Source organism: Micrococcus lylae NBRC 15355 (assembly GCF_001570885.1).
Classification (GTDB): Bacteria; Actinomycetota; Actinomycetes; order Actinomycetales; family Micrococcaceae; genus Micrococcus; species Micrococcus lylae.
The window spans coordinates 19,654-45,785 of the sequence record NZ_BCSN01000014.1 but is presented as its reverse complement, the minus strand read 5'-3'; the positions used below and the strand labels follow the sequence as shown (position 1 = coordinate 45,785).

The following is a 26,132-nucleotide window of genomic DNA, read 5'->3' as shown; positions in this document are numbered from 1 at the left end:
CTTCAACCGGGGAGCGGGAGAACCGACTCACACTCGCCGCTTGCCTGATTGTTGAACAAGACATAGGCTCCCTCCATCGAGGCGTTCTGTGACCACGGTCACGCGCCCCCTGTCCCGCACCCTCCGGAGGAGCCCATGGCCCACACCCCCACCGACCCGCACCGCCAGGACGCGGCCGCGCACGCCCAGCGGGCCGGCGCCACCGACGCGCCCGCCCCGGACGCCGCCCGCCACCGGCGCACGGCCCTGCTGGGCGCGATGTTCCTGATGGCCACCAGTGCCATCGGCCCGGGCTTCATCACCCAGACCTCCACCTTCACGGTGCAGGTCGGCGCGGCCTTCGCGTTCGCCATCCTGGTCTCGATCATCATCGACGTCGCCGTGCAGATGAACGTGTGGCGCGTCATCGGTGTCTCCGGTCTGCGCGCCCAGGAGCTCGCCAACCGGGCCCTGCCCGGCCTCGGCTGGCTGCTCTCCGCCCTCGTGTTCATCGGCGGCATGGTCTTCAACATCGGCAACATCGCCGGCACCGGCCTCGGAGCCGACGCGATGCTCGGGGTGGACCCGCTGATCGGCGGCGGCGTCTCCGCCGTGATCGCGATCTGCATCTTCCTGTCCAAGCGTGCCGGCCTGGCCCTGGACCGCATCGTGGTGGGCCTCGGCGTCGTCATGATCGTCCTGATGGCCTACGTCGCGATCGTCTCCGACCCGCCCGTGGGCGACGCCCTGCGCCAGTCCGTCCTGCCGGACACCGTGGACATGCTGATCGTCGTCACCCTGGTCGGCGGCACCGTGGGCGGCTACATCACCTACGCCGGCGCCCACCGCATGATCGACTCCGGCGTCTCCGGAGTGGACGACGTCACGTCCATCACCCGCTCCTCGGTCCTGTCGATCATCGTCACCGGCGTGATGCGCGTGCTGCTGTTCCTGGCCATCCTCGGCGTGGTGGTCGGCGGCGCGACCCTGGATCCGGACAACCTGGCCGCCTCGGCCTTCCAGCACGCCGCCGGCGACGTCGGCATGCGCGTCTTCGGCGTGATCCTGTGGGCCGCCGCCATCACGTCGGTGATCGGCGCCTCCTACACCTCGGTCTCCTTCATCACGAAGTCCACCACCTCGGCACGCACCCGCAACCTGCTGACGGTCGCGTTCATCGTGGTCTGCGCCGCCCTCTACCTGACCCTGCGCCAGGCCCCGCAGACCCTGCTGGTCTTCGCCGGCGCCTTCAACGGCATGATCCTGCCGGTCGGCTTCGCCGTGCTGCTGTTCGTGGCCTGGCGTCGCCGAGACCTGATGAACGGCTACCGCTACCCGGCGTGGCTCTTGGTGGTCGGTGTGCTGGCCTGGCTGGTCTCCGTGTACATCGCGGTCAACGCCTTCACGCCGATGGTGGCCCTGTTCTCCGGAGCCTGATCCGATCCCCGGGTCCACGACGGCGGCCGTCCACCTCGCGAGGCGGGCGGCCGTCGTCGTGGTGTCTGCGAAGCGCCCCGGACGGCCGAGGCACGCCGTGCGGGAGGGCTCAGGCGTCCTGACGCTCGGAGAGGTGGTCGAGGACGAACTGCTCGGCCTGGTCCAGGTAAGAGGCCATCGTCTCCTGCAGGTCCTCGGGGCGACGGTCCAGGAGCGTCTGCGCAATCTGCAGGTTGCGCTCGGCGAAGAGCGGGTGCAGGGCGGTCTCGCGGTCCATGGGCTGGAAGGCCAGGCGCACGCGGGCCATCGCCTGGCGGAGGGTGCGCTGCAGGTCCGAGGCTCCGGTCATGGCGGCGATGGCGCCGTGGAGGCGCTGGTTGGCGTCGCCCATCAGGCGTGGGTCCACGGCGCTCGGATCCGGGGAGAGCACGGCCACCACCTGGTGCAGCTCGGCCTCGACCTCCGGGGTGATTTCGCCGAACCGCAGGGCGCCGAGCTCGATGATGCGGCGGGTGCGGTAGATCTCCCGGACCTGGGGCACGTCCGGGGACGCCACGATAACGCCGCGGTGGGGACGGCGGACCAACAGCCGCTCGGCGGCGAGCTCGGCGAACGCCTCGCGGAGGCTGTTGCGGCTCACGTCCAACTCGGCGGCGAGGGCGACCTCGCCCAGACGGGTGCCGGGGGCCAGCTCGGCGTTCTCGATGCGGCGGCGCAGCTCCTCCGCGGCACCGCCGACAGCACCGCGGCGCTGGGCTTCCGACCGGCGGGGACGACGGCTCTGAACCATGTGGGGGCGTCTCCTTCTGCCGGTGATCGTTCCGCGCCGCTGCCACGCGGGCGGGCGCACATCCCCTCTCCGGCGGGCGGGGTGCCGGCGTTCAGTCCGTGATCGTGGCGAGGACCTGGCCGCGCTGCACCGTGGCCCCCTCGTCGATCTGCTGTCGGGTGATCGTACCGGAGCGGTGCGCCCGCACCACGGTCTCCATCTTCATGGCCTCCAGGACGGCCACCGGCTCGCCCTTGCCGACGACGGCGCCCTCCTCCGCCTTCCAGGCCACCAGGGCGCCGGTCACCGGGGCGACGACGGCGTCCTCGCCCGGGCCCTCGGGCTCACCGGCCGCCGCGGCGCCCGCCGCCGCCCCGCCGCCGTGCATCAGCGCCGCGTAGAGGGCGTCCGGCAGGCCGAGGCGGACGGCGCGGCCGTCCAGGTCCACGGTGATCTGGGTGCGGGAGCCTGCGGGGCCGGCCGCGGCCAGGTGCTCGGAGGCCTCGAACTCGGCGGCGAACTCGGACTCGATCCAGGTGGTGTACACCCCGAGGCCGTCCTCGGAGGTGAAGGCGTCCTGCTCGAGCACGGCCCGGTGGAAGGGCACCACGGTGGGCACGCCCTCGATGCGCAGCTCGGCCAGCGCGTCCTGGGCCCGGCGCAGGGCCTGCGGGCGGTCCTCGCCCCAGACGATGAGCTTGGCCATGAGCGAGTCGTACTCGCCGGGCACCACGGAGCCGGAGCGGACGCCGGCGTCCATGCGGAGGCCCGGGCCGGTAGGGGCTTCGAAGTGCTCCACCGGACCGGGCGAGGGCAGGAAGCCGACGGCCGGGTCCTCGGCGTTGAGCCGGAACTCAAAGGCATGGCCGTGCGGGGCCGGGTCCTCGGCGAGGCTCATCGGCTCACCGGCGGCGATGCGGAACTGCTCGCGCACCAGGTCCACACCGGTGGTCTCCTCGGTGACCGGGTGCTCCACCTGCAGGCGGGTGTTGACCTCGAGGAAGCTGATCAGCCCGTCCGGGGCCACCAGGTACTCCACCGTGCCGGCGCCGGTGTACCCGGCCTCCGCGCAGATGGCGCGGGCGGAGTCGTGGATGCGGGTGCGCTGCTCGTCCGTGAGGAACGGGGCGGGGGCCTCCTCCACGAGCTTCTGGTTGCGGCGCTGCAGGGAGCAGTCGCGGGTGCCGACCACCACCACGGTGCCGTGTCCGTCCGCCAGGACCTGGGCCTCCACATGGCGGGGGCGGTCCAGGAAGCGCTCCACGAAGCACTCGCCGCGGCCGAAGGCGGCCACGGCCTCGCGGGTGGCGGAGGCGAAGGCGTCCTCGACCTCCTCGAGGTCCCGGACCACCTTGATGCCGCGGCCGCCGCCGCCGAACGCCGCCTTGACGGCGATCGGCAGACCGTGCTCCTCGGCGAAGGCGCGAGCCTCGGCCGGGGAGGCCACCGGGCCGTCCGAGCCGGGGACCAGCGGGGCACCGGCGCGTTGGGCGATCGAGCGGGCGGTGATCTTGTCCCCGAGGTCCCGGATGACCTGCGGGGCGGGGCCGATCCAGGTCAGGCCGGCGTCGATGACCCGCTGCGCGAAGTCCGCGTTCTCGGAGAGGAAGCCGTAGCCGGGGTGCACGGCGTCCGCGCCGGAGCGCTCGGCCACGGACAGCAGGGCGTCCATGTCCAGATAGGTGTCGCCGGAGGCGGAGCCGGGCAGGTGGTAGGCCTCGTCCGCCACGGCCACGTGCATCGCATCCGCGTCCGGGTCCGCGTAGACGGCTACGGAGCCGATGCCGTGGTCACGGCAGGCGCGGGCCACACGGACGGCGATCTCGCCGCGGTTGGCGATCAGGACCTTGGTCAGGGGGCGTGCGGTCACGGGATCAGTCCTCGGTGGTCTGGGCGGCGGCAGCCGCGGGGGCGGGGTCGTGGCAGGCGGTTGCGGCCGGCGTCGTCGGCGCCACGAGGGGCAGGGCGGATGTGGTGGGTTCCGGGGCGTCCGCGTCCAGCGGCTCGAGTGTCTCCGGATCCACGGGGATCAGGCGCAGCCGGGCGCCGGGCGGCAGCTGGGCGGCGGCGCCGAGGTCCTCGCGGACCACCACGGCGATCACCGGGTAGCCGCCGGTGACGGGGTGGTCGGCCAGGAAGAGCACGGGCAGCCCGGACGGCGGGACCTGCAGGGCCCCGGAGACCACGCCCTCGGAGGCCAGCTCTCCCTCGCGGACACGGGTGAGGGCCTTCCCCTCCTTCGGGGCGGCCAGGCGGACGCCGATGCGGTTGGACTCGGCGGTCACTTCCCACTCCTGGGAGGTGAGCAGGTCGATGCCGTCCCGGTCGAACCAGTCGTCCCTGGGGCCGAGGGTGATGCGCAGGACGGCGGTGTGCCCAGCACGCGGGGTGCGGCGCAGCGGAGGCTCGGCGTCCCCGACGAGCCGGTTCCCCGGATCCTCGCGGCGGACGAGCTCGTCCCCGGCGGCCAGCGGGGCCGGGCCGATCCCGGACATCACGTCCGTGGAGCGGCTGCCCAGGTCCGCTCGGGCGTGGATGCCGCCGCGCAGGGCGAGATACGTGCGCAGTCCGGCGGGCGGCTCCTCGACGGTCAGGGTCTCGCCGTCCCGCAGGGCGAACGGGGCGCGCGGCACGGTTCGGCGCAGCACCGTGCCGGCGGCGTCCGTGACCACGGCGCGGGCCTCGGCCCCGGTCAGGGCGAGCACCTGCAGGCCGCGAGCGGTGACGGACAGGCCTGACAGGAGCGTCTCCACCACGGCCTCGTCCGGCGCGTTGCCCACGAGCCGGTTGGCCTGGCGGGCGGCGTCCTTGTCCGCGGCGCCGGAGAAGGCGACGCCGAGGTCGCCGTGACCGGCCCGGCCCAAATCCTGCAGCAGGGACTGCATCCCGGGGTCGACGACGGACAGCCCCGGCCGCCCCGTCCGCTCGCCTGCGGCGGTGGCCGGCTCGGAGGAGCCTGTGGTCGGCGCGGAGTGCTCGGATCCCTCCCCCGGCGACGCCGCACCGGAGGAGGGCTGCGAGGCGGAGACGCGGGCGTCGTCGTCGGGAAGGGGGCCTGCGGAGACGGAGGCGAGGGCGCGCACCGGGCGGTAGCGCACCAGGTCGCCGGGGCGGATGAGCGCGGGGCGCTCGCGGTCCAGGTCCCAGAGGACGGCGTCGGTGCGGCCGAGCAGCTGCCAGCCGCCGGGCGAGGTGCGCGGGTAGACGGCGGAGAAGGTGCCGGCCACGGCCACGGAGCCGGCCGGCACGGCGGTGCGCGGGCTCTCGCGGCGGGGCACGTCGAAGCCGGCGGAGGCATCCGCGGCCGTGCAGTAGGTGAAGCCCGGGGCGAAGCCGCCGAAGGCGCCCACCCAGAGCGTGTCCGCGTGGGCGGCCACCACGGCCTCCTCGGACAGGCCGGTCAGCTCGGCGACGGCGGCGAGGTCCTCGCCGTCGTAGACGACGTCCACCTCCACCGTGCGGGCGTCCTGGCCCGCGTCCCCGGCGGCCACGAGGCTCGGGGCGAGCTCGGCGGCCGCCACCGCCTCGGCGCGGGTGCGGAAGGCGAGCATGAGGGTCTCGGCGGCGGCGAGCGCCTCGGTCTGGCCCGGCAGCGGCTCGGCGGTGAGGCGGGCGTGCAGGGCGACGACGTCCGCGAGGGTCGGGCACTCGAGCAGGAAGGCGCGGGTGCCGGCCCAGCGCAGGGGGCGGGGCGTCGGCGAGCCGGCGGCGCAGCGGTCTGCGGCCGAGGCGCCGGGGACCGGCCCGGGGGCGTGCGAGCCGCTCATGCGAAGGAGACGATCTCGACGCCCGCGTCCTCGAGGGCGGCACGGACGGAGGCGGCCATGGACACCGAACCCGGGGTGTCCCCGTGCACGCAGATGCTGGCGGCCTCGATGCGGATGTCCGAGCCGTCCACGGCGGTGAGCACACCCTCGGTGGCCAGGCGGACCATGCGGGCGGAGACCTCGGCCGGGTCGTGGAGGACGGCGCCCGGGTCCCGGCGGGAGACGAGCGTGCCCTCCGGGGTGTAGCCGCGGTCCGCGAAGGCCTCGGCCACGCCGCGCAGGCCGGCCCTCTCCGCCTTCTCCAGGGCGATGGAGCCCGGCAGCAGCAGCAGCGGAAGATCGCCGCCGAAGGCCTTGACGGCGTCCACCACGGCCTGGGCGTGCTCCTCGTGGTGGACGATCGTGTTGTAGAGGGCGCCGTGCGGCTTCACGTAGCGCACGTCCGTGCCGGCGGCGCGGGCCAGGGCCTGCAGGGCGCCGATCTGGTAGAGCACGTCGTCCGCCAGCTCGGTGGGCGTGCAGTTGAGGAAGCGGCGGCCGAAGCCGGCCAGGTCCCGGTAGCCCACGTGGGCGCCGACGGTCACCCCCGCGGCCACGGCGTCCCGGCAGGTCTGCGCGATGCCGGAGGGATCGCCGGCGTGGAACCCGCAGGCCACGTTGGCGGAGGAGACGGAGCGGAAGATCGCGGCGTCGTCGCCCATCGTCCAGCTGCCGAAGGACTCCCCGACGTCGCTGTTCATGTCGATGCGCATGGCTCTCCCCCTGGGTCGTTCGGTGTGCCGCACATCACGCGGCACATTCCATGATGGGCCATGGCGGCCAATTGTTCAACAAGTGCCGGGGAATGTGACCTCACCTGGGGGTTCTGTGAACACAGAGGCGGGGAATCCGCCCCGGCGGCGGGCCGGAGGGCTCACCCCTGCAGCCAGGGCGCGCGCACCGAGTCCGGGGTGAGGTCCTTCGTGGTGGCGGCGCCCATGAGCGTCATCGCCACCGTCACCTCCTGGGCGAGCAGCTCGATCACGCGGGCCACGCCCTCCTGGCCGCCGGCCATGAGGCCGTAGAGGTACGCGCGGCCGATCAGGGTGAAGTCGGCGCCGAGGGCCAGGGCCGCCACGATGTCCTCGCCGGTGGTGATGCCGGAGTCCAGGATGATCGGCACGTCCGGGCCGGCCTCGGCGCGCACACCCGGCAGCGCCTGCAGGGACACCGGCGCGCGATCGAGCTGGCGGCCGCCGTGGTTGGAGACCACCAGTCCGTCCGCGCCGGTGTCCAGCGCGCGGCGGGTGTCCTCTGCGGTGAGGATGCCCTTGACGAACAGCTGCCCCTTCCACGCCGAGCGGATCCACTCCAGGTCCTTCAGGGACAGGGTGGGGTCGAACATGCCGTTGATGATGGACGGCAGGTCCCCGGCGGAGTCGGAGAGCGAGGCGAAGGTCAGCGGGTCCGTGGTGAGGAAGTTGAACCACCACTCCGGGCGCCAGGCGGCGTCCACCACGGTCTTCGGCGTCAGCTGCGGCGGGATGGTCATGCCGTTGCGCACGTCCCGCAGACGCTGGCCGGCCACCGGGGTGTCCACCGTGACCACGAGCGCCCCGTAGCCGGAGGCGGCCGCTCGCTCGATCAGGTCCCGGGCGCGGTCCCGGTCCCGCCACAGGTACAGCTGGAACCAGCGGTCGCCGTCCCCGGAGGACGCGGCGGTCTCCTCGATGGAGCGGGTGCCCATGGTGGACAGGGTGAACGGGATGCCCGCGGCCGCCGCGGCGGCGGCGCCGGCGTTCTCGCCCTCGGCGTGCATGAAGCGGGTGAAGCCGGTGGGCGCGATGCCGAAGGGCAGCGCCGAGTGGGCCCCGGCGATGTCCACGGACAGGTCCGGCTCCGCGATCCCGTGCAGGATCCGCGGCAGCAGCTCCACCGAGTCGAACACCTCGCGGGCCCGGGTGTGGGTGAGCTCGCGCTTGGCGGCGCCGTCCACGTAGTCGAACGCCGGGGTGGGCGTGCGGCGCTTCGCGATGCGGCGCAGGTCCGCCACGTCCGCGGCCTTCGACAGGCGGGCGGCACGGCGGTCCGCCCGCGGGGCGCCGAAGCGCATCAGCGAGGCCAGCTCCTTCACGTCCGGGAGACGGCGGGCCAGCGGGGTGAGTCGGGTCGGGAGCACTGCCATGCCCCGATCATGCTCCCGGCCCGCCGCACGGGACCAGCCGGGTCCGCAGTGTGACGCCGGCGGGAACCAGCGCAGCCGCACCGTCCGGGACGGTGCGGCTCCCCATCCAGGCGAGCGGCCGTCGTCGGGACGTGGGCCCTGCAGCTCCGGAGGCGGCCCGGCTACGCCTCAGCGCAGCGGCGTGTGCGCCGGGTCCACCCTCTCGTCCTCGCGCACGGGACCGGGCGGGGTGCCGTCCCCGAACGGCCGGCCGCCGAGCTCATCCCGCCGGTGGGCGCTCATCCAGCCGGACAGGTCCGGGCCCTGCGGGATGATGCCGGTGGGGTTGATGTCCTCGTGCACCACGTAGTAGTGCGCCTTGATCTGCGCGAAGTCCACGGTGTCCCCGAAGCCGGGGGTCTGGAACAGGTCCCGCGCATACGCCCACAGCGCAGGCATCTCGACGAGCCGGTTCCGGTTGCACTTGAAGTGGCCGTGGTAGACGGGGTCGAAGCGCACCAGCGTGGTGAACAGGCGCACGTCCGCCTCCGTGATGCGCTCTCCCATCAGGTAGCGGCGGCCGCTCAGGCGTTCCTCCAGCCAGTCCATGGCGGTCCAGAGGCGGGCGTAGGCGGAGTCGTAGGCCTCCTGGCTGCCGGCGAACCCGCACCGGTAGACGCCGTTGTTGACCTCGGTGAAGATCCGTTCGATGACCTCGAACATCTCGTCCCGCTCAGGGCCGGCGTCCGGGATCAGCTGCGGGGCGCCCTCGCGGTGGAAGGCGGTCCACTCGGTGGAGAGGTCCAGGGTGAGCTGCGGGTAGTCGTTGGTGACCACGCCGCCGCTGGGCACGTCCACCATGGCCGGGACGGTGATGCCGCGCGGGTAGTCCGGGAACCGGGCGAGGTAGTTCTCCTGCAGCCGCTGCGTGCCGAGCACCGGGTCCCGGCCGTCCGGGTCCAGGTCGAAGGTCCAGGAGCGGGCGTCATGCGTGGGCCCGGGCAGGCCGAGGGAGACGGCGTCCTCCAGGCCCAGCAGCCGGCGCACGATGATCGCCCGGTTCGCCCACGGGCACGCCCGCGCGGCCACCAGCCGGTAGCGTCCGGGCTCCACGGGCCAGGCCTGCGCGCCCTCCCGCAGCCCGGCGCCGATCTGCCCCACCTTCGTGGGCGGCAGCGCCGGGGCGCGGCGGGCGGCGTCCACGTCCGCCACGATCCTGTCCTCGATGTACTGCGTGTCCCGGGTGAACTCCCGGCCGCCGGTCACGTACGCGCCACGGGTGCTGTGTTCCATAGAATCCACCCTATGCCTGCACGCCACACCGTCCCCGGACCGAATCCGGCCCCCTTCGTCCAGTGCGTCACCGCGGACAACCCGTCCGACATGACCCTGTCCGGAACGAACACCTACCTGATCGGCGCGCCGTGCTCCGAGACGGTCGTGGTGGTGGACCCGGGCCCGGCCTTCACCGCCGAGGAGCACGTGCGCAACGTCCTCGAGGCCGCGGACGGCCGCCGGGTGGAGCTGATCCTCGCCACCCATCGGCACGAGGACCACACCGGCGCGATCGACGTGTTCCACGAGGTCACCGGAGCGCCGGTGCGCGCGCATCTGGAGGAGCACTGCCGCGGCGGCGGGCACCCGCTCGAGGACGGGGACCGGATCGTCAAGGCGGACACCGTGATCGAGGCGATGCACACGCCGGGCCACACCTCCGACTCCTTCTGCTTCATGGTCCCCTCCGCCGGCCCGGACGGTTCGGTCCTCACCGGGGACACCATCCTCGGCGTCGGCACCACCATGCTCGACTTCCCGGACGGCACCCTCGCCGACTATCTGGCCTCCCTGGAGCGCCTCCGCGAGCTCGGCGACACCTCCGTCCTGCCCGCCCACGGCCCGGTCCTGCCGTCCGTGGCGCAGATCGCCCAGGAGTACACGGACCACCGCATGGAGCGGGTGGCGCAGGTCCGCGAGGCCCTCGCACAGCTGCCCGAGGACCAGGCCGCGCAGGCCACCCCGGAGCAGCTCGCCGACCGCATCTATCCCGGCCTGGACGGGAAGGTGAAGCAGGTGGCCGCGCTGGTCACGGCCGCCACCCTGGACTACGTCCGCGCCACCGCCTGAGCGCACGGTCCCGGGCCCCCGGCTCGCCCTAGACTGGAGGCATGGCCTCCTCTTCCCCACGCCGTCGCCGTGCGCCGGGGCGCGCCGCGGACCTTCCCGACGGCGGCTCCCTCACCTCCTCCTCCCCCTCGCCCACGCCTGGCCTCGCCGAGGGCGGGGACCCCGGGGACGCCACGGACCTGACGCCTGAGGAGCAGGCGTCCAAGAAGGCCGCTGAGAAGCAGGCACGCCGCGAGTCCCGGGCCGCCCTGAAGCAGGACGCCAAGGACGCCCGCCTGGCCAAGCGCACCGCCAAGGCCGAACGCAGGCTGGCGCGCGCACAGAAGAAACAGGCCCAGCGCGTCGCCCGCCGCGTCCGACCGATCGGCGAGGTGCCGACGGAGGACTCCCCTGTGACGGACCTGCCCGGCGGCGTTCCGACCATGCGGTACCTCGTCACCGGAGCCACCTCCGGCATCGGTGAGGAGATCGCCCGCCAGCTGGCGGCGCAGGGTCACCGGCTCGTGGTGGTGGGTAGGGACGCAGACCGCCTGGAACGGACCGCCCGGTCCCTGCGCGCCGCCTACCGCGTGCCGGTGGAGGCCCTGCAGGCCGACCTGCTCACCGAGGCCGGCCTGGACGCCGTCGCCGAACGCCTGGAGTCCCCGGCCGAGCCCATCACCGGACTGGTGCACTCTGCCGGGACCGGCGTGGGCCCGGAGGTCCACGAGACCACCCGCCGTCAGGAGTTCGACCAGGCCTTCCTCCACGTCCAGGCCCCGCTGGCCCTGTCCCAGGCGGCGCTGCGCGCGTTCCTGGCGCGCGGCGGCGGACGCATCCTGCTGGTGGCCTCGGTGGCCGGCCTCATCCCGGACGGCACCTACGGGGCCGCGAAGTCCTGGGCCGTGGCCTTCGCCCGCTGGGCGAACATCCGCTACCGCTCCGAGGGTGTGCACGTCACCGCCCTCTGCCCCGGACCGGTGTACACCGGCTTCCACGAGCGCGCCGGCATCGACGCCGCCTCCTACCCGTCCTGGGCCTGGATGCCCGTGGACGAGGTCGCCCGCGAGGGTCTGGCCGCCCTGGCCCAGGGGCAGTCCACCTGCGTGCCGTCCCGCCGCTTCCGTTCCCTGATCCAGGCCGCGAAGATGGCCCCGGACACGCTGGTCGAGCGTTTCTCCCGCCACCGGGTGGCCGCGGAGGTCTCCGCAGCCACCCGCTCCACCTCCGATCCCGACTCCGACTCCGACTCCGAGAGGACCGAAGCATGACCATCCTGGTGGGCTATGCCCCGCGCGCGGAGTCCCGCGCCGCACTGAACAAGGCGATCGACATCGCCCGCACGACCGGCGAGCGCATTGTGGTCGTCAACGCCGGCCCCGGCGGCGAGCACCGCTCGTCGAACCTGCTCAACGAGGCCCAGCAGCGTGATCTGCAGCAGGTCCTGGACGGCTGCGGCGTGGACGCCGAGTTCCGCCAGTACGCCCGCGGCCGCTCCACCGCTGCGGAGATGAAGGAGGTCGCCGCCGAGCTCGAGCCGTCGATCGTGGTGATCGGCCTGCGCCGCCGCGGCGCCGTGGGCCGGTTCATGATGGGCTCGGTCTCAGACGAGCTCCTCCGCGAGCTGGACCAGCCGGTGCTGTGCGTGAAGCAGTACGCAGACCACACGCCGGACGCCGTCTCCTCCAAGGCGGACACCGTCCCGGTCTCCGGCTCTCGCCGCGCCCGAGCCGTGGAGCAGCACCCTGTGGAGCGCGAGGACGCTGCCGGGCACCAGGACGCCGTCGGGCAGGACACGGCTGAGCCGCCTCACACCCTCGGGCAGGACACGGCTGAGCCGCCTCACGCCCTCGAGCCCGAACCGGTGGCCGAGCCCGAGCCGGTGGGCGAGGAGCTCCCCCGCCCCGAGGACCGCTGAGACACAGCTCCCCCTACCGTTTCGGGGATACAACACGGTGTTGAGATCGCGAAATGTGACCGTGTCTTATCCCCAAGACGCGTGGGGGCACGGGGCAGGGCGGGTGTTGGTCGGGGTGATGCGTCGGCGCGTCCGGCCTGCGCTCAGTCGTCGGCCTCGGGCTTCGCGCGCTGCACGCCCTCGTCGTCCCGTCCGGCCTCCTCACGCCCGGCGCTGCGGCGCTCCTGTTCCCGCTCGGCGCCGCGGCTCTCCTCCTCACGCTCGGCGCGGACCTTGGCCATGCGCTCGGCGTAGGCGTCCTCGCCGGGGCCGGCGAACTCGCGGTTGCGCTCCACCGCGGTGATGGAGCCGGTGTACATGGAGGTGTCCTCGCCCACGCGGGCCAGCGGTGCGGTCGGTTGCGCGCCGATCTGCGGGCGCGTGTCCCCGTCCACGCGCGGCAGGCGCGCCGTCGGCGGGTGGAACCCCTCACGGTCGGCCGGTGCCGCCGCGACGTCGCCTCCGGCGTCCTTCGCACCGGCCTTCCTCTGCCCGGCGCCCCTCTCAACCGCACCGGCCTCCTCTGCGCCGGTGCCAGCCCTGCCTGCACAGGCCCTGCCTGCGCCTCCCCGCTCCTCGGAAGCAGGCGAGCCACCCTCCGGAGCCGCTCCGGACGAGGCCGGAGCCGACCCCGCACACGAGGGGAGGCCCGAAGCGGAGGCGGTGCCGTCGTCGTCGGTCAGACCGCCCGGGCGGAACGGGGTCTCGAGCGCACTGAGGCGCTGGGCGTGGATGGCCTCCGGGTGGTCGTGGCGGATGAAGTTCACCAGGTCCTCGCGGACCAGGCAGCGCAGGTCCCAGAGGTCGCCGGAGGTGCGGGCGGAGACCACGGCGCGGATGCGGACCATGCCGCCGACGGCATCCGTGACCTGCATGGAGGCCTCGCGGCCGTCCCAGAGGTCGGTGGAGGCGAGCAGCTCCTTGAGGCGCTCACGCAGGTCCTCCATGGGCACCCGCCAGTCCACGTCCATCTCCACGGTGCCGGAGACGGCCGAGCCCACGCGGGTCCAGTTCTCGAACGGCTGGGTGGTGAACTGGCTGGAGGGATAGACCATGCGTCGGCCGTCCCAGAGCTTGAGGACCACGTTGGACAGGGTGATGTCCTCCACGGTGCCGAAGGTGGTGTCCATGGTGACCACGTCCCCCACACGCACCGAGTCGGTGAAGGCCAGCTGCACGCCGGCGAACACGTTCGTCAGGGTGGACTGCACCGCCAGGGCTGCGATCACGGAGATGAGGCCGGCCGAGGCCAGCAGGCCGGCACCGAGCGAGCGGACCGCCGGGATGGTCAGCAGGACGACGGCCACGGCCACCACCACGATCACCGCCTGCAGGATGCGCCGGATGAGCACGGTCTGGGTCCGGACCTTGCGCTCGCGGCGGTCGTTGACACCGGCCTCGCGGTAGCGGTCCAGGACCTGCTCCTCCACCACGTTCACCGCGCGGACGGCGGCCCAGGCCAGGCAGCCGACGAAGGCGGCGAGCAGCAGGAAGGACACGAAGGGGAACCACGCCGCCTCCCGTGCCGGGGCCTTCGCCATGGTCACCAGGGCCACGCGGGACATGCTGAAGCCGAGCGCCAGCCCAGCGGGTGCCGCAGCCGGCGCAGACGCCCGGCCAGTGCCCGCCTCTTGAACAGCACGGCCTGGACCACCAGGAAGCCGAGGAAGACGAGCGCCCAGCCGAGCACGAAGGCCCCGCACACACCGAGCAGCGTGGCCAGCTCCAGCCCGAGGACGCGGACGGTGGCGTCGGCGCCCTGCTGCACCTCCTCCGGCACGCCTTCCTGCTGTGTCGCGGAGAACAGGCCGGAGAGGAACAGGGGCATCGGCGCGGCGGCTACAGGCATGTCACCAGTCTGACACCTGGCCCCGGACGGTTCACGGGAGAGCGCAGAATGGAGGCTGGACACCGGTGGCCGGCACCGCGGGGAGCGAGGGCTTCCAGCCGATCGGCCGGCCGGACGAGACCGACCAGCCTGGAGGTTCACCGATGCTCTCCGTCACCGACCTGCGCGACGCCGCCGCGGACACTGCCCTGGACGCCGTGGTGCCCCGCGCCGAGGTGGACGTGTCCTCGACCGTCTCCGCGGTCCTGCCGATCATCGAGCAGGTCCGGACCGGCGGGGCCTCGGCCGTGCTGGAGCTCGGCGAGCGCTTCGACGGCGTGCGTGCCCCAGCCCTGCGCGTGCCGGCCGAGGCGATCGAGCAGGCCCTCCAGACCCTGGCCCCGGAGGTCCGCGCCGCTCTGGAGGAGTCCATCCGCCGCGCCCGGAAGGTCCACGCCGCGCAGGTGCCCTCCGGCACGGAGGTCGAGCTGGCCGACGGCGCGATCGTGGAGAACCGCTGGGTGCCGGTGGACCGCGTGGGGCTCTACGTGCCCGGAGGCCGGGCCGTCTACCCGTCGTCGGTGGTGATGAACGTGGTGCCGGCGCAGGCCGCCGGTGTGCAGGGCCTGGCCGTGGCCTCCCCGCCGCAGCGCGAGCACGGCGGCCTGCCGCACCCCACCGTCCTGGCCGCCTGCGCCCTGCTGGGCGTGGACGAGGTCTACGCCGCCGGCGGGGCCCAGGCCGTCGCGATGCTCGCCCTGGGTGTGAAGGACGACGACGGCACGCAGGTCTGCGCGCCCGTCGCCATGGTCACGGGTCCGGGCAACGTCTATGTGGCCGCGGCCAAGCGTGCGCTGCTGGGCAGGATCGGCGTGGATGCCGAGGCCGGCCCGTCCGAGATCGCGGTGATCGCCGACGGCACGGCGCAGGCCGCATGGGTGGCCGCGGACCTGATCAGCCAGTCCGAGCATGACCCGCTGGCCGCCTCGGTGCTCATCACGGACTCCGAGGAGCTCGTCCGGGACGTGCTGGCGGAGGTGGAGCGCCAGGCCCCGCGGCTACCGCTGGCCGAGCAGATCCGCACCGCCCTGACCGGCCCGCAGTCCGGCGTCCTGCTGGTGCGGGACATGGACCATGCGGTGCAGGTGGCGGACGCCTACGCCGCCGAGCACCTGGAGGTGCACACCCGCAACCCGGAGCAGGTGGCCCGCCGGGTCACCCATGCCGGCGCGATCTTCGTGGGCCCGCACACCCCGGTGCCGCTGGGCGACTACTCCGCCGGGTCCAACCACGTGCTGCCGACCTCCGGCACCGCTCGTTTCTCCTCCGGTCTGAACACCGTGACGTTCCTGCGTCTGCAGCAGCTCATCCGCTACGACGCGCAGGGCCTGGAGGAGCTGATCGACGGTGTCAGCGCCCTGGCCCATGACGAGGGCCTGGAGGGCCACGGCGCCGCCATGCGGATCCGCCGGAGCTGACTGGTGAGCGCCGTCCGTCTGGACGCCTGGCTGTGGGCGGTCCGCATGTACAAGACCCGCTCGGCCGCCACCGCTGCGGTGCGGGGCGGACACGTGCGCGTCAATGGGGAGCCCGTCAAGGCGGCGCACACCCTGGCGGTCGGGGACACGGTGCGCCTGCGCAAAGACCACCGCGAGCGCATCCTGCAGGTCACCGGGCTGATCTCCAAGCGCGTGGGCGCCCCGGTGGCGCAGCGGCAGTACATCGACCACTCGCCACCGCCGATCCCCCGCGAGCTGCTCGCCGTGCCCGTGCGCGAGCGCGGCGCCGGGCGGCCCACCAAGAAGGAGCGCCGCGAGATCGACCGGCTGCGGGGCCGGCGCTGAGGGCGAGTCAGTCCTCACCGACCCGGACGGCCCGGTCCACCGTAGCGTGGACGAGCGGGTCGTGGCTGGCCACGAGGATCGCGGACCCAGCCTGCGCGTGCTCGCGCAGCAGGGCGATGACCTCGCGGGCCGTGGTGGCGTCGAGGTGCCCGGTGGGTTCATCGGCCACGACCAGGTGCGGGTGCTTGGCCAGTGCCCGAACGATCGCCACCCGCTGGGCTTCGCCGCCGGAGAGCCGGGAGGCGGGTGCGCCGAGCCGGTGCCCCAGGCCAAGGCGTTCCAGCTGGGTCCGGACCGTGTCCAGTGCGTCCCGGGGCGAGCCGGCGACAGGCCCGCCGTGGACCCAGATGGCCGCGTTGTCCAGCGCGGACAACTCCCCGATCAGCTCGCAGGACTGGTCCACGTACCCCAGGTGTTCACGCCGGTACCGTGCCAGGGCCTCCGCGGCGAACCCGCCGAGGTCCCCGTCCAGCCCGCCGTCGGGACTGCGGTAGCGGATCCGGCCCGCCAACGGGATCGTCAGCCCGGCAAGATGGCGGATGAGGGAGGACTTCCCGGTGCCCGAACGCCCCCACAGCCCCACGATCTCCCCGGGGTGGAGCGAGAGATCCAACCCCTCGATGAGCACGCGGGTGCCGCCGTCCGGACTGCGGTACCCGACCTGCACGCGGTCGAGGGTGAGAACGGGCGCGATCGCGGTCATGCGGGCTGCCCCTTCCAGGCACGGGCGAGCTGGGCTCGCCGGGTGAACAGGGTGATCAGGAGGGTGAGGAGCAGTCCGAGACCGGCCGCTCCCACCACCGGCGGCAGGTCCACCGCCGGGGTGAGCAGAACCAGCACGAGCCCTGCCACCAGGCCTGCCACGGCCGCCTCGACGGCCAGAGTGGGCAGGTGCCTGACCATCAGCTTGGCCCGGGACCAGCCCGCCAGCAGCAGCACGATAGCCTCAGCACGGACGGTGTCCCCCTCCACGCGATGCAGCTGCACCAGCAGGATCATCCCCACGACGGCGGCCAGCGCCCCCAACGCCAGCCGGAACGGCAGGTCCTGCGCCACGGCGGCCCCGGCCAGCAGGGAGGTGCCAGCCTCGCGGCGGGCCTGCAGGACGACGGCGACCAGCAGCCCCGCCCCCACCGCGACGGCCGCCCGGTAGGCGGCGCCGGTGAGCAGGCGCGGCCATGTGCGGGCTGTCCACCGGGTCAGCAGCGCGGCTGCCGTGCGGGCCGGCCGGGCCGGACCCGTCGACCGGGTGGCGTGCTCCCGGGTGTCGGCGGTCGTGGGACGGGCGGCGGTCACCGCCGTGGTCACGATGGCGGCGGCGAGCACCGCCGTCGCCCCGAGGCCCACGGCCACCAGCGGGGGTTCGACCCCGATGCGTGCGGTCGTGGCCCCGGCCGCGGTGAGCGCGGCGAGGGTGAGGGCGAGCACCATGAGCGTAGGAGCATCCTCCTTCAGGTGGCGTCTCACCGTGGCCCCGCGCGTCCAGCCCTGGAGAGCCAGCACACCGGCCCGACGGCGTCGCGGCCGGGCCGCCGCCAGGATGCACAGGCCTGCCAGGCCGGTCAGCAGCGCGGTCACCGTCATGGCCTGCGCGGTCCCCGCGGACCCGACCGCCGCCGAGACCCGCTGGGAGGCGGCCAGCTCCGGGCCGAGCTGGCGCACGGTGCCCAGCGGGCCGGTGTGGGCTTCGCCGTCGGTGGAGTCGAACCGGTAGGACACCACCTGGAATTGCCGGGGCGAGAGGCTGGAGGCGGCCACGGTGGTCACCGCGAATCCGGCGTCCTTCAGCTGCTGGGCCACTGCGTCGATCGTGGCGAGGTTCTCCGGTGTGAGGTCCTCCCCCACATCGGCCACCCGGACCCGCACGGTGCTGAAGGGCCGTTCCAGCCCGAGGGTGGCGGCCGAGGCCGCGTCGACATAGGCGGCGGGCATCTGGTTGGCCAGGCCGAAGCCGGTGGAGGCAGGCTGCAGACGCACCTCGCGCGGGGTGCCGTCCGGGTCCGCGACGAGGGTCGTGGGCAGCTCCACATCCGTGAGCAGCGGGGCGATCCCCGCCAGGTCCGTGTCCGGTTCGGGGACGAGGGTGCCCACGCTGACCAGCAGCGGGGCGTCGCCCGTGCCGAAGCGACGCCCGTCGTCGGTGGCCGCGTAGTAGGCGGACTCGCGGGACGTGGACGCCGGCAGGGCCCGGGCGACGGCGACCTCGGGCCGGCCGGGGAGCGTCCCAGAGGCGGTCTCCACGCCGGCGGCCTCGGCCAGGTTCCCGTCCGCCGTCGTCGGCCGGGTGAGGGTGCGCGTCTCCTGTACCAGAGACAGACGAGGTGAGTCATAGCTCAGGACCGGGTCCTGGCCCGTGGTCAGCCCGGGCACGGGGATGACGGTGACCCCGAGGCCGAGGCCGCCGAACCGCCCCGAGACGTCGGAGGTGGAGACGTCCTCCTGCGTCGCCAGACCGCCCGTGGGCAGCTCCCAGGTGGGCAGGCCGAGCATGCCGCGCGGACCGGTGGGGTCCCGTGGGTCCACCGGAGCCTGCTCGATGCGCAGGCGGGTGGCCGGTTCGCGGTAGGGCTTGGCGCGCACCTCCAGGGACAAGGGCGCCGAGCCGACGCTCGTGGCGAGCATGGGGACCGCGCTCAGGGACTCCGCGGAGCGACCGGTGGTGTCCGCGAGGATCTGCAGGTGGGCGGGGAGCCGGTCCTTCGCCTCGACGAGCGCACGTGCCTCCTCGGTTGCTGCGCCCGAGAGACGGTCGACCACTGCGGAGAGCGACCCGGCAGGCGAGGACTGGGCGAGCACACGGAACGCGTCCGCGGCGGCCGTGTTGCCGCCGAGGTCCAGCAACGTCGCCTCCGCCGCGGCGTCCACCACCACCATCCGGTTGCCCTGCGGGTCGGGTTCCGCCCACGGGGCGGCCCAGTAGGTTCCGGCGGGGACCTCACGCTGCGCAGGCTCGGGTGTGCGTCCGCGGGGTCCGAGGGCGAGCGTGGGGAGTTCGACGTCCGTGCAGGGGCCGGGCTCAGGAGGAGCTGGATCGCAGACAGCCTGGTCCTCCAGCAGCGGCCGGGCGTCCTCGATCGGGCCATCGTCGGAGAAATAACCGATGAGCGTGGTGTCCATACCGAGCACGGGACGGCGGCCGAGGCCGTCGTCGGTGTGGACACGGGCCTCCAGGTCGAACGCGCGGGGACCCTCCACGCTGCCGTCCGCTGGGTACCCGATCATCACGGCATCCTGGTTGGCCACGCTGCGCACGCCGAGGTCGCCGAGCGGGGCGGCGACCTCGACGCCGGACACCGCGCGGATGCGGTCGAGGTCGGCGGTGCTGAGGCGGTCGGCCGAGCTCGTCCACGCGGCCGTGTCCAGCGGAGCGGAGAGCGCTTCAGAGCTCGGGGCGGCACCGGGGGCGGAGACGACGAGGTCGTAGGTACCGCGCCAGCTGCGATCGACAAGGTCCCGGAGCCGCTGTGTGGCCTGCGCCTGGACGGTGAGGCCCACGACAAGTGTCAGGGCAAGGGCACCGGCCACCAGCCGGAGCATGCGAACGCTCGGCAGAGCCGGCCAGGCGGGAGCGGTGCGGCGAGACGCTTCTCCCGGGGATTCACGTCCCGCCGCGCCCCTTCTCCGAGGCTGCGTCATTCGGAGAGTGCAGTCAGGACGACCCGGAACGGGGAATCGTTGTCCACCGTGACCGTGAAGGTCATGGGTCCGGCCTCTGGCACGGGAGCCGTCGCCGCAGACCAGTCACCGCACGCACCCTCCGAGCCGGCCATCCACGTCTTCTCGTCCTCGCCTTCCCGAGAGGTGTGAATATCCGTCTTACCCGTCGCGTCCGAGGGGCAGAGCAGGATGACCCGCAGAACCGCACCCTTCTGTGCATCCACGGTGATCTCCTGCGAACCGGTCCCGACCGCTTCCTCGAGCACAGACTCCGTCGCCGGGTCGAGGTAGCCGGCATCCGGATGCTGGCGTGAGTACTCGACCAACGTCATCCCGTCCTTCTCGAAGAGAGCGGCCGGAAGCGCCTCCTCAGCGTCCGAGCCTGACGAGCCCGCGCCGGAAGCGGCCGTGGACTCCGCAGAAGATGCGGACGCGTGTGCCGGGTCACTCGATGACGCTGCAACACTGGATTCCCCCGAACTGGACGTCTTGTTGTCCGAGGCGGAGGAGCATCCTGTCATGGCTGTACCGAAGAGAATCGCCGCGACGATAACCGAGGCGCAACGAGTAGATCGCAGGAGGGGGAAGGAGGACATGATTGACCTTCTTGTCATGAGTGAACGAAACGGGAGTGCTCTGGCGCCGAACCTTTCGAGTTCGACGCCGGAGCACTTCCCCTGGGTCAGAGACGGTAGTGCTGAAAGTGGAACTGCTGCCATGGAGTGGTGAACGACCCGCTACGCACGGTCACTACCTTGCAGTTCCTGGTCAGCATCTGGCGCTTCCAAGTTCCCTTAGCCCGCTTGGCACCAATCACGAGCTTGCCACCGTTCTTATAGCTAGCCGGCACCTTCCACGCTCCACTGATCGTATTGGTGGAGGAATAGGTGACACCCACTCGGGTGCCTACCTTGGCCGAAACACCCGCGAGGATTGCACGAACATCACCTGACACCTCGCCCGTAATGTCCCCGCTGACGGCAAACGTTCGTCCAGTCGCGATGGAGAGGGTCACGCCGGGCGCCCCAGACACAGAGGAATAAGCCGAATGGGACTTCTTGAAGGTATTCGAGGTCACATTGACAGTCGTCCAACTCTCCTCTGCACAGTCGGCGTTCGGCGAGATGACACCCCCCTCCGGGGATGAGGTCACCGCCCCCGCTCCCGGGGCTGCCGTCAGCGCAGCTGCCACAACGACCCCTGCCGATACCGCCGACAGCTTCTTCTTGATGTCCATCCACATGATCCGACCCCTTTCAGGTGAACCGGCCGTGGGGCCGCGGGTTGCGGTCTCGAGCTCCCCCCCCTCTCTCGAGTAGCGTCATCCTGACCCAGCCGCCCTAGATGTGTCAAGCATCACATTCTGGCAGTGCTCCGCCGAGACTACGGCGCAGGAAAACCGTCGTTTCGCCGCTGCTCGGCACGGCGACGGCATCGGTGTGACCTCGCGTGTCGTTCACAGGGTCGACACCTTTGACGCCCCGGCGTGCCCGCTCCTACCGTGGAGCCCAGAATCACGAGTTCCCGCCATTCACGGCCCTGGCCGGCGGGACGGCAACCCTCTCAACGCTGCAGTGGGGTGCTCCAGGTGAGGATTCGGCCCTCCGGCACCCCGGTTGGGCAAGTACAGCGTCTCTGCGGACACGTCGGTCCGCCCGCCTGCACCGCAGGGCCGCGTCCGTTCCGAAGGGATCCGACGCATGACCACCACCGCACTGCTCTCCCCCGCCACCGCCGCGCATCCGCGCTGGGACGAGGACATCACACCCCTGAACCTGCGCCGAGGACTCGGCGCGTTCCCCACCGGCGCGGTGGCCGTCACCGGCCGGTCGGGCGGTGTGGACGAGGTGATGGTGTCCTCCTCCTTCGCCGTGGGGATCTCCTGGGAGCCGGCGCTGGTGTCCTTCTCCGTGCAGAAGTCCTCCCGCACGTGGGCCCGTCTGCGGAACGCGGACACCCTCGGCGTCTCCCTGCTCGCCGAGGAGCAGCACCACTTGTGCCGTCAGCTGGCCTCCCGCACCGGAGACCGCCTCGCCGGGCTGGAGCTGCACCGCACCGGCCGGGGCACCCCGTTGCTCGAGGGCTCCTCGCTGTGGTTGGAGACCCGCCTGCACGCCGAGGTGGACGCCGGCGACCACACGGTGGTCCTGCTGGAGGTCCTGGGCTTCGCCGACCACACGGACGTCCACGCCCCGGCAGCCCTGCACCACAACGCCTTCACCGGGTTGCGCCCGCTCGCCTGATCCGCCCGGATCGCCTCCGCCCGCCGGCGGCGGGAGGCACGACGACGGCCGCCCCGCGTCATCCGCCCGTCCCCCTCCCTGCGACAGGGCCGGGAGGACAGCGGCCGGTGTACCGCCGTCGTCGGGAAACGTGAGACGATGGGCAAGAAGCAGTTCTCCCTGTTTACCCGTCTTCTTGCAGTACCCGGGCCTGACGGCCAGGGGGCGTTGGTCTTCGCGGTGCAGTGTCACCGCTTCACCCGTGCCGCGAGCCCGCTGCACGGCACCGACGCCGACAGCCTGCGCACCGCAGGCGGGCACAGCGAAAGGACACCCCCATGACCGTGGGCACCGTCAAGTGGTTCAACACCGAGAAGGGCTTCGGCTTCATCGCTCCGGAGGACGGCTCCGCCGACGTCTTCGTGCACTACTCCGCCATCCAGGCACAGGGCTTCAAGGAGCTCCAGGAGAACGACCGCGTGGAGTTCGAGACCGTCCAGGGCGACAAGGGCCTGCAGGCCGCCAACGTCACCCGCCTCTGAGTCCGTGACACCCCGCCCGGCGGGGCGCTGACCTGGGCATGAGACCACGCCCAGGGCATGGACACAGGAGTGTCACAAGGGCCGGTGAGCCGCTAGTATCGTCTTTGCAGGCGTTCGACATGCGGCCGACCGGCCCTCGTGCATCCAGACCTGACTGCACCCGGCACCGGCCATGAGCCCGGAGGGGACCCACTGATGACCGCACGCAGCACCACCGGCTCCGCACACGCGCGCGCCCTCGGCGTGACCGGCGTGCTGCTCTCTGCCGCCGTGCTCGCCGGCCCGGCCCACGCTGTGGAGACCGCCGAGCCGAGCACCGCGCCGTCGTCGAGTGCGGAGACCACCACCCCGGAGCCGACCGAGGAGCCGACCGCTTCCCCCACGGAGGAACCGACGCCGTCCGAGGATCCGTCGCAGAGCCCGTCGGGCGATCCGACCGAGGACCCCTCCCCGTCCGAGGATCCCACGCCGTCACACGAGCCGTATACCTCGCCGTCGAGTACCCCGACCGAGCCCACTGAGGACCCCTCCGAGAATCCGACGCCGAGCCCGTCCGACACCCCGAAGTCACCGAGCCCGTCCGACGACCCCACCGAAGACCCCTCCCCGTCACGCGAGCCGTCCCCCTCGCCGTCTGACGACCCCACTGAGGGCCCCTCCCCTTCCGAGGACCCCTCGCCGAGGCCGTCGGACGACCCCACCGAAGACCCCTCCCCGTCACGCGAGCCGTCCCCCTCGCCCTCCGACGACCCGACGCCGAGCCCGTCCGACACCCCGAAGTCACCGAGCCCGTCGGACGACCCGTCCGAGGACCCGACGCCCAGCCCGTCGGATGATCCGAGGTCGCCCAGCCCGTCGGACGATCCGCGGTCGCCCAGCCCGTCGGACGATCCGCGGTCACCGAGCCCGTCGGACGATCCGCGGTCGCCCAGCCCGTCCGACACCCCGCGGTCGCCGAGTCCGACCCCGCCGCTGTCCACCCCGTGGACCCCGCACGCCTCCTCGGCCCCTGACGGCCCCGGCAGCCCGTCCTCGACCGCGCCCGGCACCCGGACGCCGGCCCCGTCCTCCGAGGCGCCCGGTTCTTGGACCCCGTCGCCGTCCGCCGACGGCCAGGACGACTCCTGGACTCCGGCCCCGAGCCCCGGCACGGACGACACCCCGAGCCCCGAGGCCTCCGGGACCCCCGGAGACGGCGCGATGTCCCCGTCCGGCGAGCCGCTGGACCTGGACTTCTACCCTGCGCCGACCCCCGGTGGGGCCACCGAGGCCCAGGGCGCCCCGTCCCTCGGCTCGAACGACGGTTCCAGCCGCAACAGCACCCTGCGCGACGCCTCGGACAGCGCCCTGTCCGGCCTGCAGAACTCCGGCCGTCTCCTCGAGGACGACGCCCTCGCCGCCCTCGAGCACGCGCAGAAGGAGAAGCTGGTGAAGCCGCAGGCCTCCGGCGACCAGACCGAAGACCTGCGCAGCATCCTCTCCGAGAGCGAAACGGACGATTCCTCCATGGACTGGGCGGAGCGAGGCCCGCTCCTGGCCCGCGTCGGGCAGGCGCCCGGGTGGCTGATCGCCCTGCTGCTCGTCAGCGTCGCCACCCTCGGTGCGCTCGGCTACCGGTCCTTCGCCGCCTTCCAGCGCCGCCGTGAGGAGCGCCAGGGCGGCTGACCGCCCCACCCGCACACGGAAGAGCCGGCCCCGGCAGACCGTCTGGTCTGCCGGGGCCGGCTCGTGTCGGGACCGCGGCGGGTCCGCGGGCTCAGGCACGGCCCTCGGGGTCACGCGCCGACCTCGGGGTCAGGCGCGGCCCTCGGGGCGGTCGCCGCCCTCCACGGTCTCGGTGGTGCCATGGCTCGTGTCCTCGTCGCCTTCCTCGATGCGGCGGTTGCCGTGATCGTCCTGGGACGGGCCGGCGGCGTACGGCTCCGTGTGCTCGTCGTCGTGCGGATGCTCGGCGGTCTCATCGCGGACGGGGGCCTGCTGTGCAGCAGTGGAGCCCCCGGCAGCCGAGGTGCTGCGGCTGTCCTCCACTGCGCGCTGGCCGGTGACTCCGTTGCCGTAGTAGTCGTACAGCGACTGGCCCTCGGCCAGCTGGGTCACGCGCGGCATCGGGGAGGTCGACGGGTGCGCCTCCTCCGCGGCGGCCGACGCGCGGCGCTCGGCCGCATTCGCCTGGGCGCGCTGGGTCGGGGTGACGAGCAGCTCCGAACGCCACTCCGGGTTGTGGTCGTTCAGGTACTGGATCGGGGCATGTTCGCCGAAGTGGTCGGCGTCCGCCTCCTCCCAGTCGATGTCCCAGCCGCCCGGAGGGGCGTTCAGGAGCTCGTTCTGGCGGATCCAGCGGTAGATGGACGCGTAGGAGCGGGTGCTCAGGTGGTCCACACGGCGGCGCAGCATGCGCGTGTTCAGCTGGGACGGGTCGGTGACGCCCATGGACGCCATGATCTGCACGGCCTCGCGCACGGTGAGGCGGTGGTAGTTGTACACGCGGGCGGACTTGTCCTCCACGTCCAGGGCGCGCATGAGGCGCGGGTCCTGGGTGGCCACGCCCACCGGGCACTCGTTGGTGTGGCACTTCTGGGCCTGGATGCAGCCGGTGGCCATCATCATGGCGCGGGCGGACATGGTGAAGTCCGCGCCCTGGATGAGGCGCTTGACGATGTCCGAGCCGGTGGCGATCTTGCCCGCGGCGCCGATCTTCACCATGTGGCGCAGGCCGGTGCCGACCAGCGCGTTGTGGACGAGCATGAGGCCCTCGGTGAGCGGGGTGCCGATGTGGTCGGAGTACTCGAGCGGGGCGGCGCCGGTACCGCCCTCCGAGCCGTCCACGATGATGAAGTCCGGAGCGATGCGCTCCTCCCACATGGCCTTGCACATGGCCAGCACGTCCACGCGGGAGCCCACGCAGAACTTGATGCCGATCGGCTTGCCGTCGGCGAGCTCACGGAGCTGCCCGATGAACTGCACCATCTCACGCGGGGTGGAGAACGCCGAGTGCGAGGCCGGGGACAGGCAGTCCTTGTCCTCCGGGATCTCACGGGCCTCGGCGATCTCCGCGGTGATCTTGGAGGCCGGGAGCATGCCGCCCAGGCCGGGCTTGGCGCCCTGGGACATCTTGATGGTGATGCCCTTGACCTCGGGGAGGACGGCCTTCTCACGGAACTTGTCCGCGTTGAAGGTGCCGTCCTCGTTGCGGCAGCCGAAGTAGCCGGAGCCGATCTCCCAGAACAGGTCGGCGCCGTTGCCGCGGTGGTACTTGGTGAGGCCGCCCTCGCCGGTCTCGTGGACGAAGCCGCCCATGCCGGCGCCCTTGTTCATGGCCAGCACCGCGTTGGCGGAGAGCGAGCCGAAGGACATCGAGGAGATGTTCATCAGGGACATGTCGTACGGCTGGCTGCAGTCCGGCCCGCCGATGCGGACCGTCGGCGGCTCGGCCGGCGGGTTCACCGGGGCGGACGAGTGCAGGAGGAACTCGTAGCCGATCTCACCGGTGTCGCGCTCGGTGCCGAACGCCTTGTGGTTGTCGAGGCCCTTGGAGCGCGCGTAGACCAGCGATCGGGTGTCGCGGTCGAACGGCTTGCCGTCGAAGTTACGCTCGATGAAGTACTGCTGGATCTCCGGGCGGATGGACTCCAACAGGTACCGGAAGTGGCCGAGGATGGGGTAGTTGCGGAGGATCGCGTGCCGACGCTGGGTGAAGTCCCAGATGCCCAGGATGGCCAGGGCGACCAGGATGACGGCCAGGAACCACCAGGCTTCGTTGCCCAGCGAGGCCACCAGAACCACGATCAGAGCCCCGAGCGACAGCGCGGCGATGACGAGAAATCTGTTGTTCACCCGAACATCGTGCCGTATCAGGATGTGGAATGACAGTACCGACGGACGTT

Annotated in this window: 23 protein-coding genes and 1 riboswitch; of the genes, 10 read left to right on the top strand and 13 right to left on the bottom strand. The window is 72.7% G+C overall.

Features of this window, described 5'->3' with window-relative positions; all coding sequences use genetic code 11:
- Window positions 1–135: 135 nt before the first annotated feature.
- The gene (locus MLY01S_RS04570; RefSeq protein ID WP_082739696.1) at window positions 136–1,416 is read left to right on the top strand and encodes an NRAMP family divalent metal transporter; all 1,281 of its coding nucleotides are present in this window, start codon (window positions 136–138) and stop codon (window positions 1,414–1,416) included.
- Window positions 1,417–1,525: 109 nt separating this feature from the next.
- On the opposite strand, the gene MLY01S_RS04565 is transcribed toward MLY01S_RS04570, so the two are convergent.
- The 6 genes from MLY01S_RS04565 to MLY01S_RS04540 form a co-directional block, all read right to left on the bottom strand.
- Window positions 1,526–2,206 carry a GntR family transcriptional regulator gene (locus tag MLY01S_RS04565; RefSeq protein WP_067189727.1) on the bottom strand — a complete coding sequence of 227 codons (681 nt, stop codon included), beginning with the start codon at window positions 2,204–2,206 and terminating at the stop codon, window positions 1,526–1,528.
- Between the two features lie 91 nt (window positions 2,207–2,297).
- The gene (locus tag MLY01S_RS04560) at window positions 2,298–4,040 is read right to left on the bottom strand and encodes an acetyl/propionyl/methylcrotonyl-CoA carboxylase subunit alpha (protein WP_067189755.1); all 1,743 of its coding nucleotides are present in this window, start codon (window positions 4,038–4,040) and stop codon (window positions 2,298–2,300) included.
- Window positions 4,041–4,059: 19 nt separating this feature from the next.
- A complete protein-coding gene (locus MLY01S_RS04555) occupies window positions 4,060–5,952 on the bottom strand; it encodes a 5-oxoprolinase subunit B/C family protein (protein ID WP_082739694.1) in 1,893 nt (630 codons plus the stop codon).
- Complete coding sequence (locus MLY01S_RS04550) at window positions 5,949–6,704, bottom strand: LamB/YcsF family protein (RefSeq protein WP_067189726.1); 756 nt, start codon at window positions 6,702–6,704, stop codon at window positions 5,949–5,951. The genes MLY01S_RS04555 and MLY01S_RS04550 overlap by 4 nt, the downstream gene beginning before the upstream one ends.
- A gap of 161 nt (window positions 6,705–6,865) precedes the next feature.
- On the bottom strand, window positions 6,866–8,116 hold the full coding sequence (locus MLY01S_RS04545; protein ID WP_067189724.1) for an alpha-hydroxy acid oxidase: 1,251 nt from the start codon (window positions 8,114–8,116) through the stop codon (window positions 6,866–6,868).
- A 168-nt stretch (window positions 8,117–8,284) separates the two neighbouring features.
- Window positions 8,285–9,388, bottom strand: coding sequence for a glutathione S-transferase family protein (locus MLY01S_RS04540; RefSeq protein WP_067189721.1), 1,104 nt, complete (start codon window positions 9,386–9,388; stop codon window positions 8,285–8,287).
- A 12-nt stretch (window positions 9,389–9,400) separates the two neighbouring features.
- On the opposite strand from MLY01S_RS04540, the gene MLY01S_RS04535 reads away from it, so the two are divergent.
- The 3 genes from MLY01S_RS04535 to MLY01S_RS04525 are packed head-to-tail and all read left to right on the top strand — an operon-like array spanning window position 9,401 to window position 12,116.
- Window positions 9,401–10,219 (top strand): MBL fold metallo-hydrolase, encoded by an 819-nt coding sequence (locus MLY01S_RS04535; protein ID WP_067189719.1) that lies wholly within the window; start codon window positions 9,401–9,403, stop codon window positions 10,217–10,219.
- Between the two features lie 41 nt (window positions 10,220–10,260).
- Entirely contained in the window at window positions 10,261–11,469 is a 1,209-nt protein-coding gene (locus MLY01S_RS04530; RefSeq protein ID WP_067189717.1) for an SDR family NAD(P)-dependent oxidoreductase, read from the top strand.
- Window positions 11,466–12,116 carry a universal stress protein gene (locus MLY01S_RS04525; RefSeq protein WP_082739692.1) on the top strand — a complete coding sequence of 217 codons (651 nt, stop codon included), beginning with the start codon at window positions 11,466–11,468 and terminating at the stop codon, window positions 12,114–12,116. Before MLY01S_RS04530 ends, MLY01S_RS04525 begins: the two co-directional genes overlap by 4 nt.
- 143 nt (window positions 12,117–12,259) lie before the next feature.
- On the opposite strand, the gene MLY01S_RS04520 is transcribed toward MLY01S_RS04525, so the two are convergent.
- Together MLY01S_RS04520 and MLY01S_RS04515 are read right to left on the bottom strand one after the other, a co-directional pair.
- Entirely contained in the window at window positions 12,260–13,711 is a 1,452-nt protein-coding gene (locus MLY01S_RS04520; RefSeq protein WP_135103305.1) for a mechanosensitive ion channel domain-containing protein, read from the bottom strand.
- Window positions 13,699–14,004, bottom strand: a complete 306-nt coding sequence (locus tag MLY01S_RS04515; RefSeq protein WP_135103306.1) for a hypothetical protein — start codon at window positions 14,002–14,004, stop codon at window positions 13,699–13,701. The genes MLY01S_RS04520 and MLY01S_RS04515 overlap by 13 nt, the downstream gene beginning before the upstream one ends.
- Window positions 14,005–14,147: 143 nt before the next feature.
- On the opposite strand from MLY01S_RS04515, the gene hisD reads away from it, so the two are divergent.
- Both hisD and MLY01S_RS04505 read left to right on the top strand, forming a co-directional pair.
- Window positions 14,148–15,461, top strand: a complete 1,314-nt coding sequence (hisD, locus tag MLY01S_RS04510; protein ID WP_067189754.1) for a histidinol dehydrogenase — start codon at window positions 14,148–14,150, stop codon at window positions 15,459–15,461.
- 3 nt (window positions 15,462–15,464) lie between these two features.
- On the top strand, window positions 15,465–15,827 hold the full coding sequence (locus MLY01S_RS04505; RefSeq protein ID WP_067189711.1) for an RNA-binding S4 domain-containing protein: 363 nt from the start codon (window positions 15,465–15,467) through the stop codon (window positions 15,825–15,827).
- A 7-nt stretch (window positions 15,828–15,834) separates the two neighbouring features.
- Here MLY01S_RS04505 and MLY01S_RS04500 read toward each other — a convergent pair whose 3' ends face one another.
- From MLY01S_RS04500 to MLY01S_RS12045, 4 genes are all read right to left on the bottom strand, one after another.
- The gene (locus MLY01S_RS04500; RefSeq protein WP_067189709.1) at window positions 15,835–16,530 is read right to left on the bottom strand and encodes an ABC transporter ATP-binding protein; all 696 of its coding nucleotides are present in this window, start codon (window positions 16,528–16,530) and stop codon (window positions 15,835–15,837) included.
- Window positions 16,527–19,352, bottom strand: a complete 2,826-nt coding sequence (locus MLY01S_RS04495; protein WP_245232138.1) for a hypothetical protein — start codon at window positions 19,350–19,352, stop codon at window positions 16,527–16,529. Before MLY01S_RS04495 ends, MLY01S_RS04500 begins: the two co-directional genes overlap by 4 nt.
- A 107-nt stretch (window positions 19,353–19,459) precedes the next feature.
- On the bottom strand, window positions 19,460–20,080 hold the full coding sequence (locus MLY01S_RS12940; protein ID WP_227718865.1) for a hypothetical protein: 621 nt from the start codon (window positions 20,078–20,080) through the stop codon (window positions 19,460–19,462).
- An 86-nt stretch (window positions 20,081–20,166) separates the two neighbouring features.
- Window positions 20,167–20,721, bottom strand: a complete 555-nt coding sequence (locus MLY01S_RS12045) for a hypothetical protein (protein ID WP_227718866.1) — start codon at window positions 20,719–20,721, stop codon at window positions 20,167–20,169.
- A gap of 275 nt (window positions 20,722–20,996) precedes the next feature.
- Window positions 20,997–21,117: riboswitch (SAM riboswitch) on the top strand.
- A 67-nt stretch (window positions 21,118–21,184) separates the two neighbouring features.
- On the opposite strand from MLY01S_RS12045, the gene MLY01S_RS04485 reads away from it, so the two are divergent.
- The 4 genes from MLY01S_RS04485 (at window position 21,185) to MLY01S_RS12375 (ending at window position 23,913) form a co-directional block, all read left to right on the top strand.
- Window positions 21,185–21,727, top strand: a complete 543-nt coding sequence (locus tag MLY01S_RS04485) for a flavin reductase family protein (RefSeq protein WP_067189703.1) — start codon at window positions 21,185–21,187, stop codon at window positions 21,725–21,727.
- Window positions 21,728–21,865: 138 nt separating this feature from the next.
- Entirely contained in the window at window positions 21,866–22,048 is a 183-nt protein-coding gene (locus MLY01S_RS12380; RefSeq protein WP_127913495.1) for a hypothetical protein, read from the top strand.
- Window positions 22,045–22,248, top strand: coding sequence for a cold-shock protein (locus tag MLY01S_RS04480; RefSeq protein WP_067189701.1), 204 nt, complete (start codon window positions 22,045–22,047; stop codon window positions 22,246–22,248). The genes MLY01S_RS12380 and MLY01S_RS04480 overlap by 4 nt, the downstream gene beginning before the upstream one ends.
- Window positions 22,249–22,443: 195 nt before the next feature.
- Window positions 22,444–23,913, top strand: a complete 1,470-nt coding sequence (locus MLY01S_RS12375) for a hypothetical protein (RefSeq protein ID WP_135103307.1) — start codon at window positions 22,444–22,446, stop codon at window positions 23,911–23,913.
- 129 nt (window positions 23,914–24,042) lie between these two features.
- Here the strand turns inward: MLY01S_RS12375 and MLY01S_RS04465 are convergent, their stop codons facing one another.
- Complete coding sequence (locus tag MLY01S_RS04465) at window positions 24,043–26,082, bottom strand: FMN-binding glutamate synthase family protein (RefSeq protein ID WP_067189696.1); 2,040 nt, start codon at window positions 26,080–26,082, stop codon at window positions 24,043–24,045.
- Window positions 26,083–26,132 lie beyond the last annotated feature (50 nt).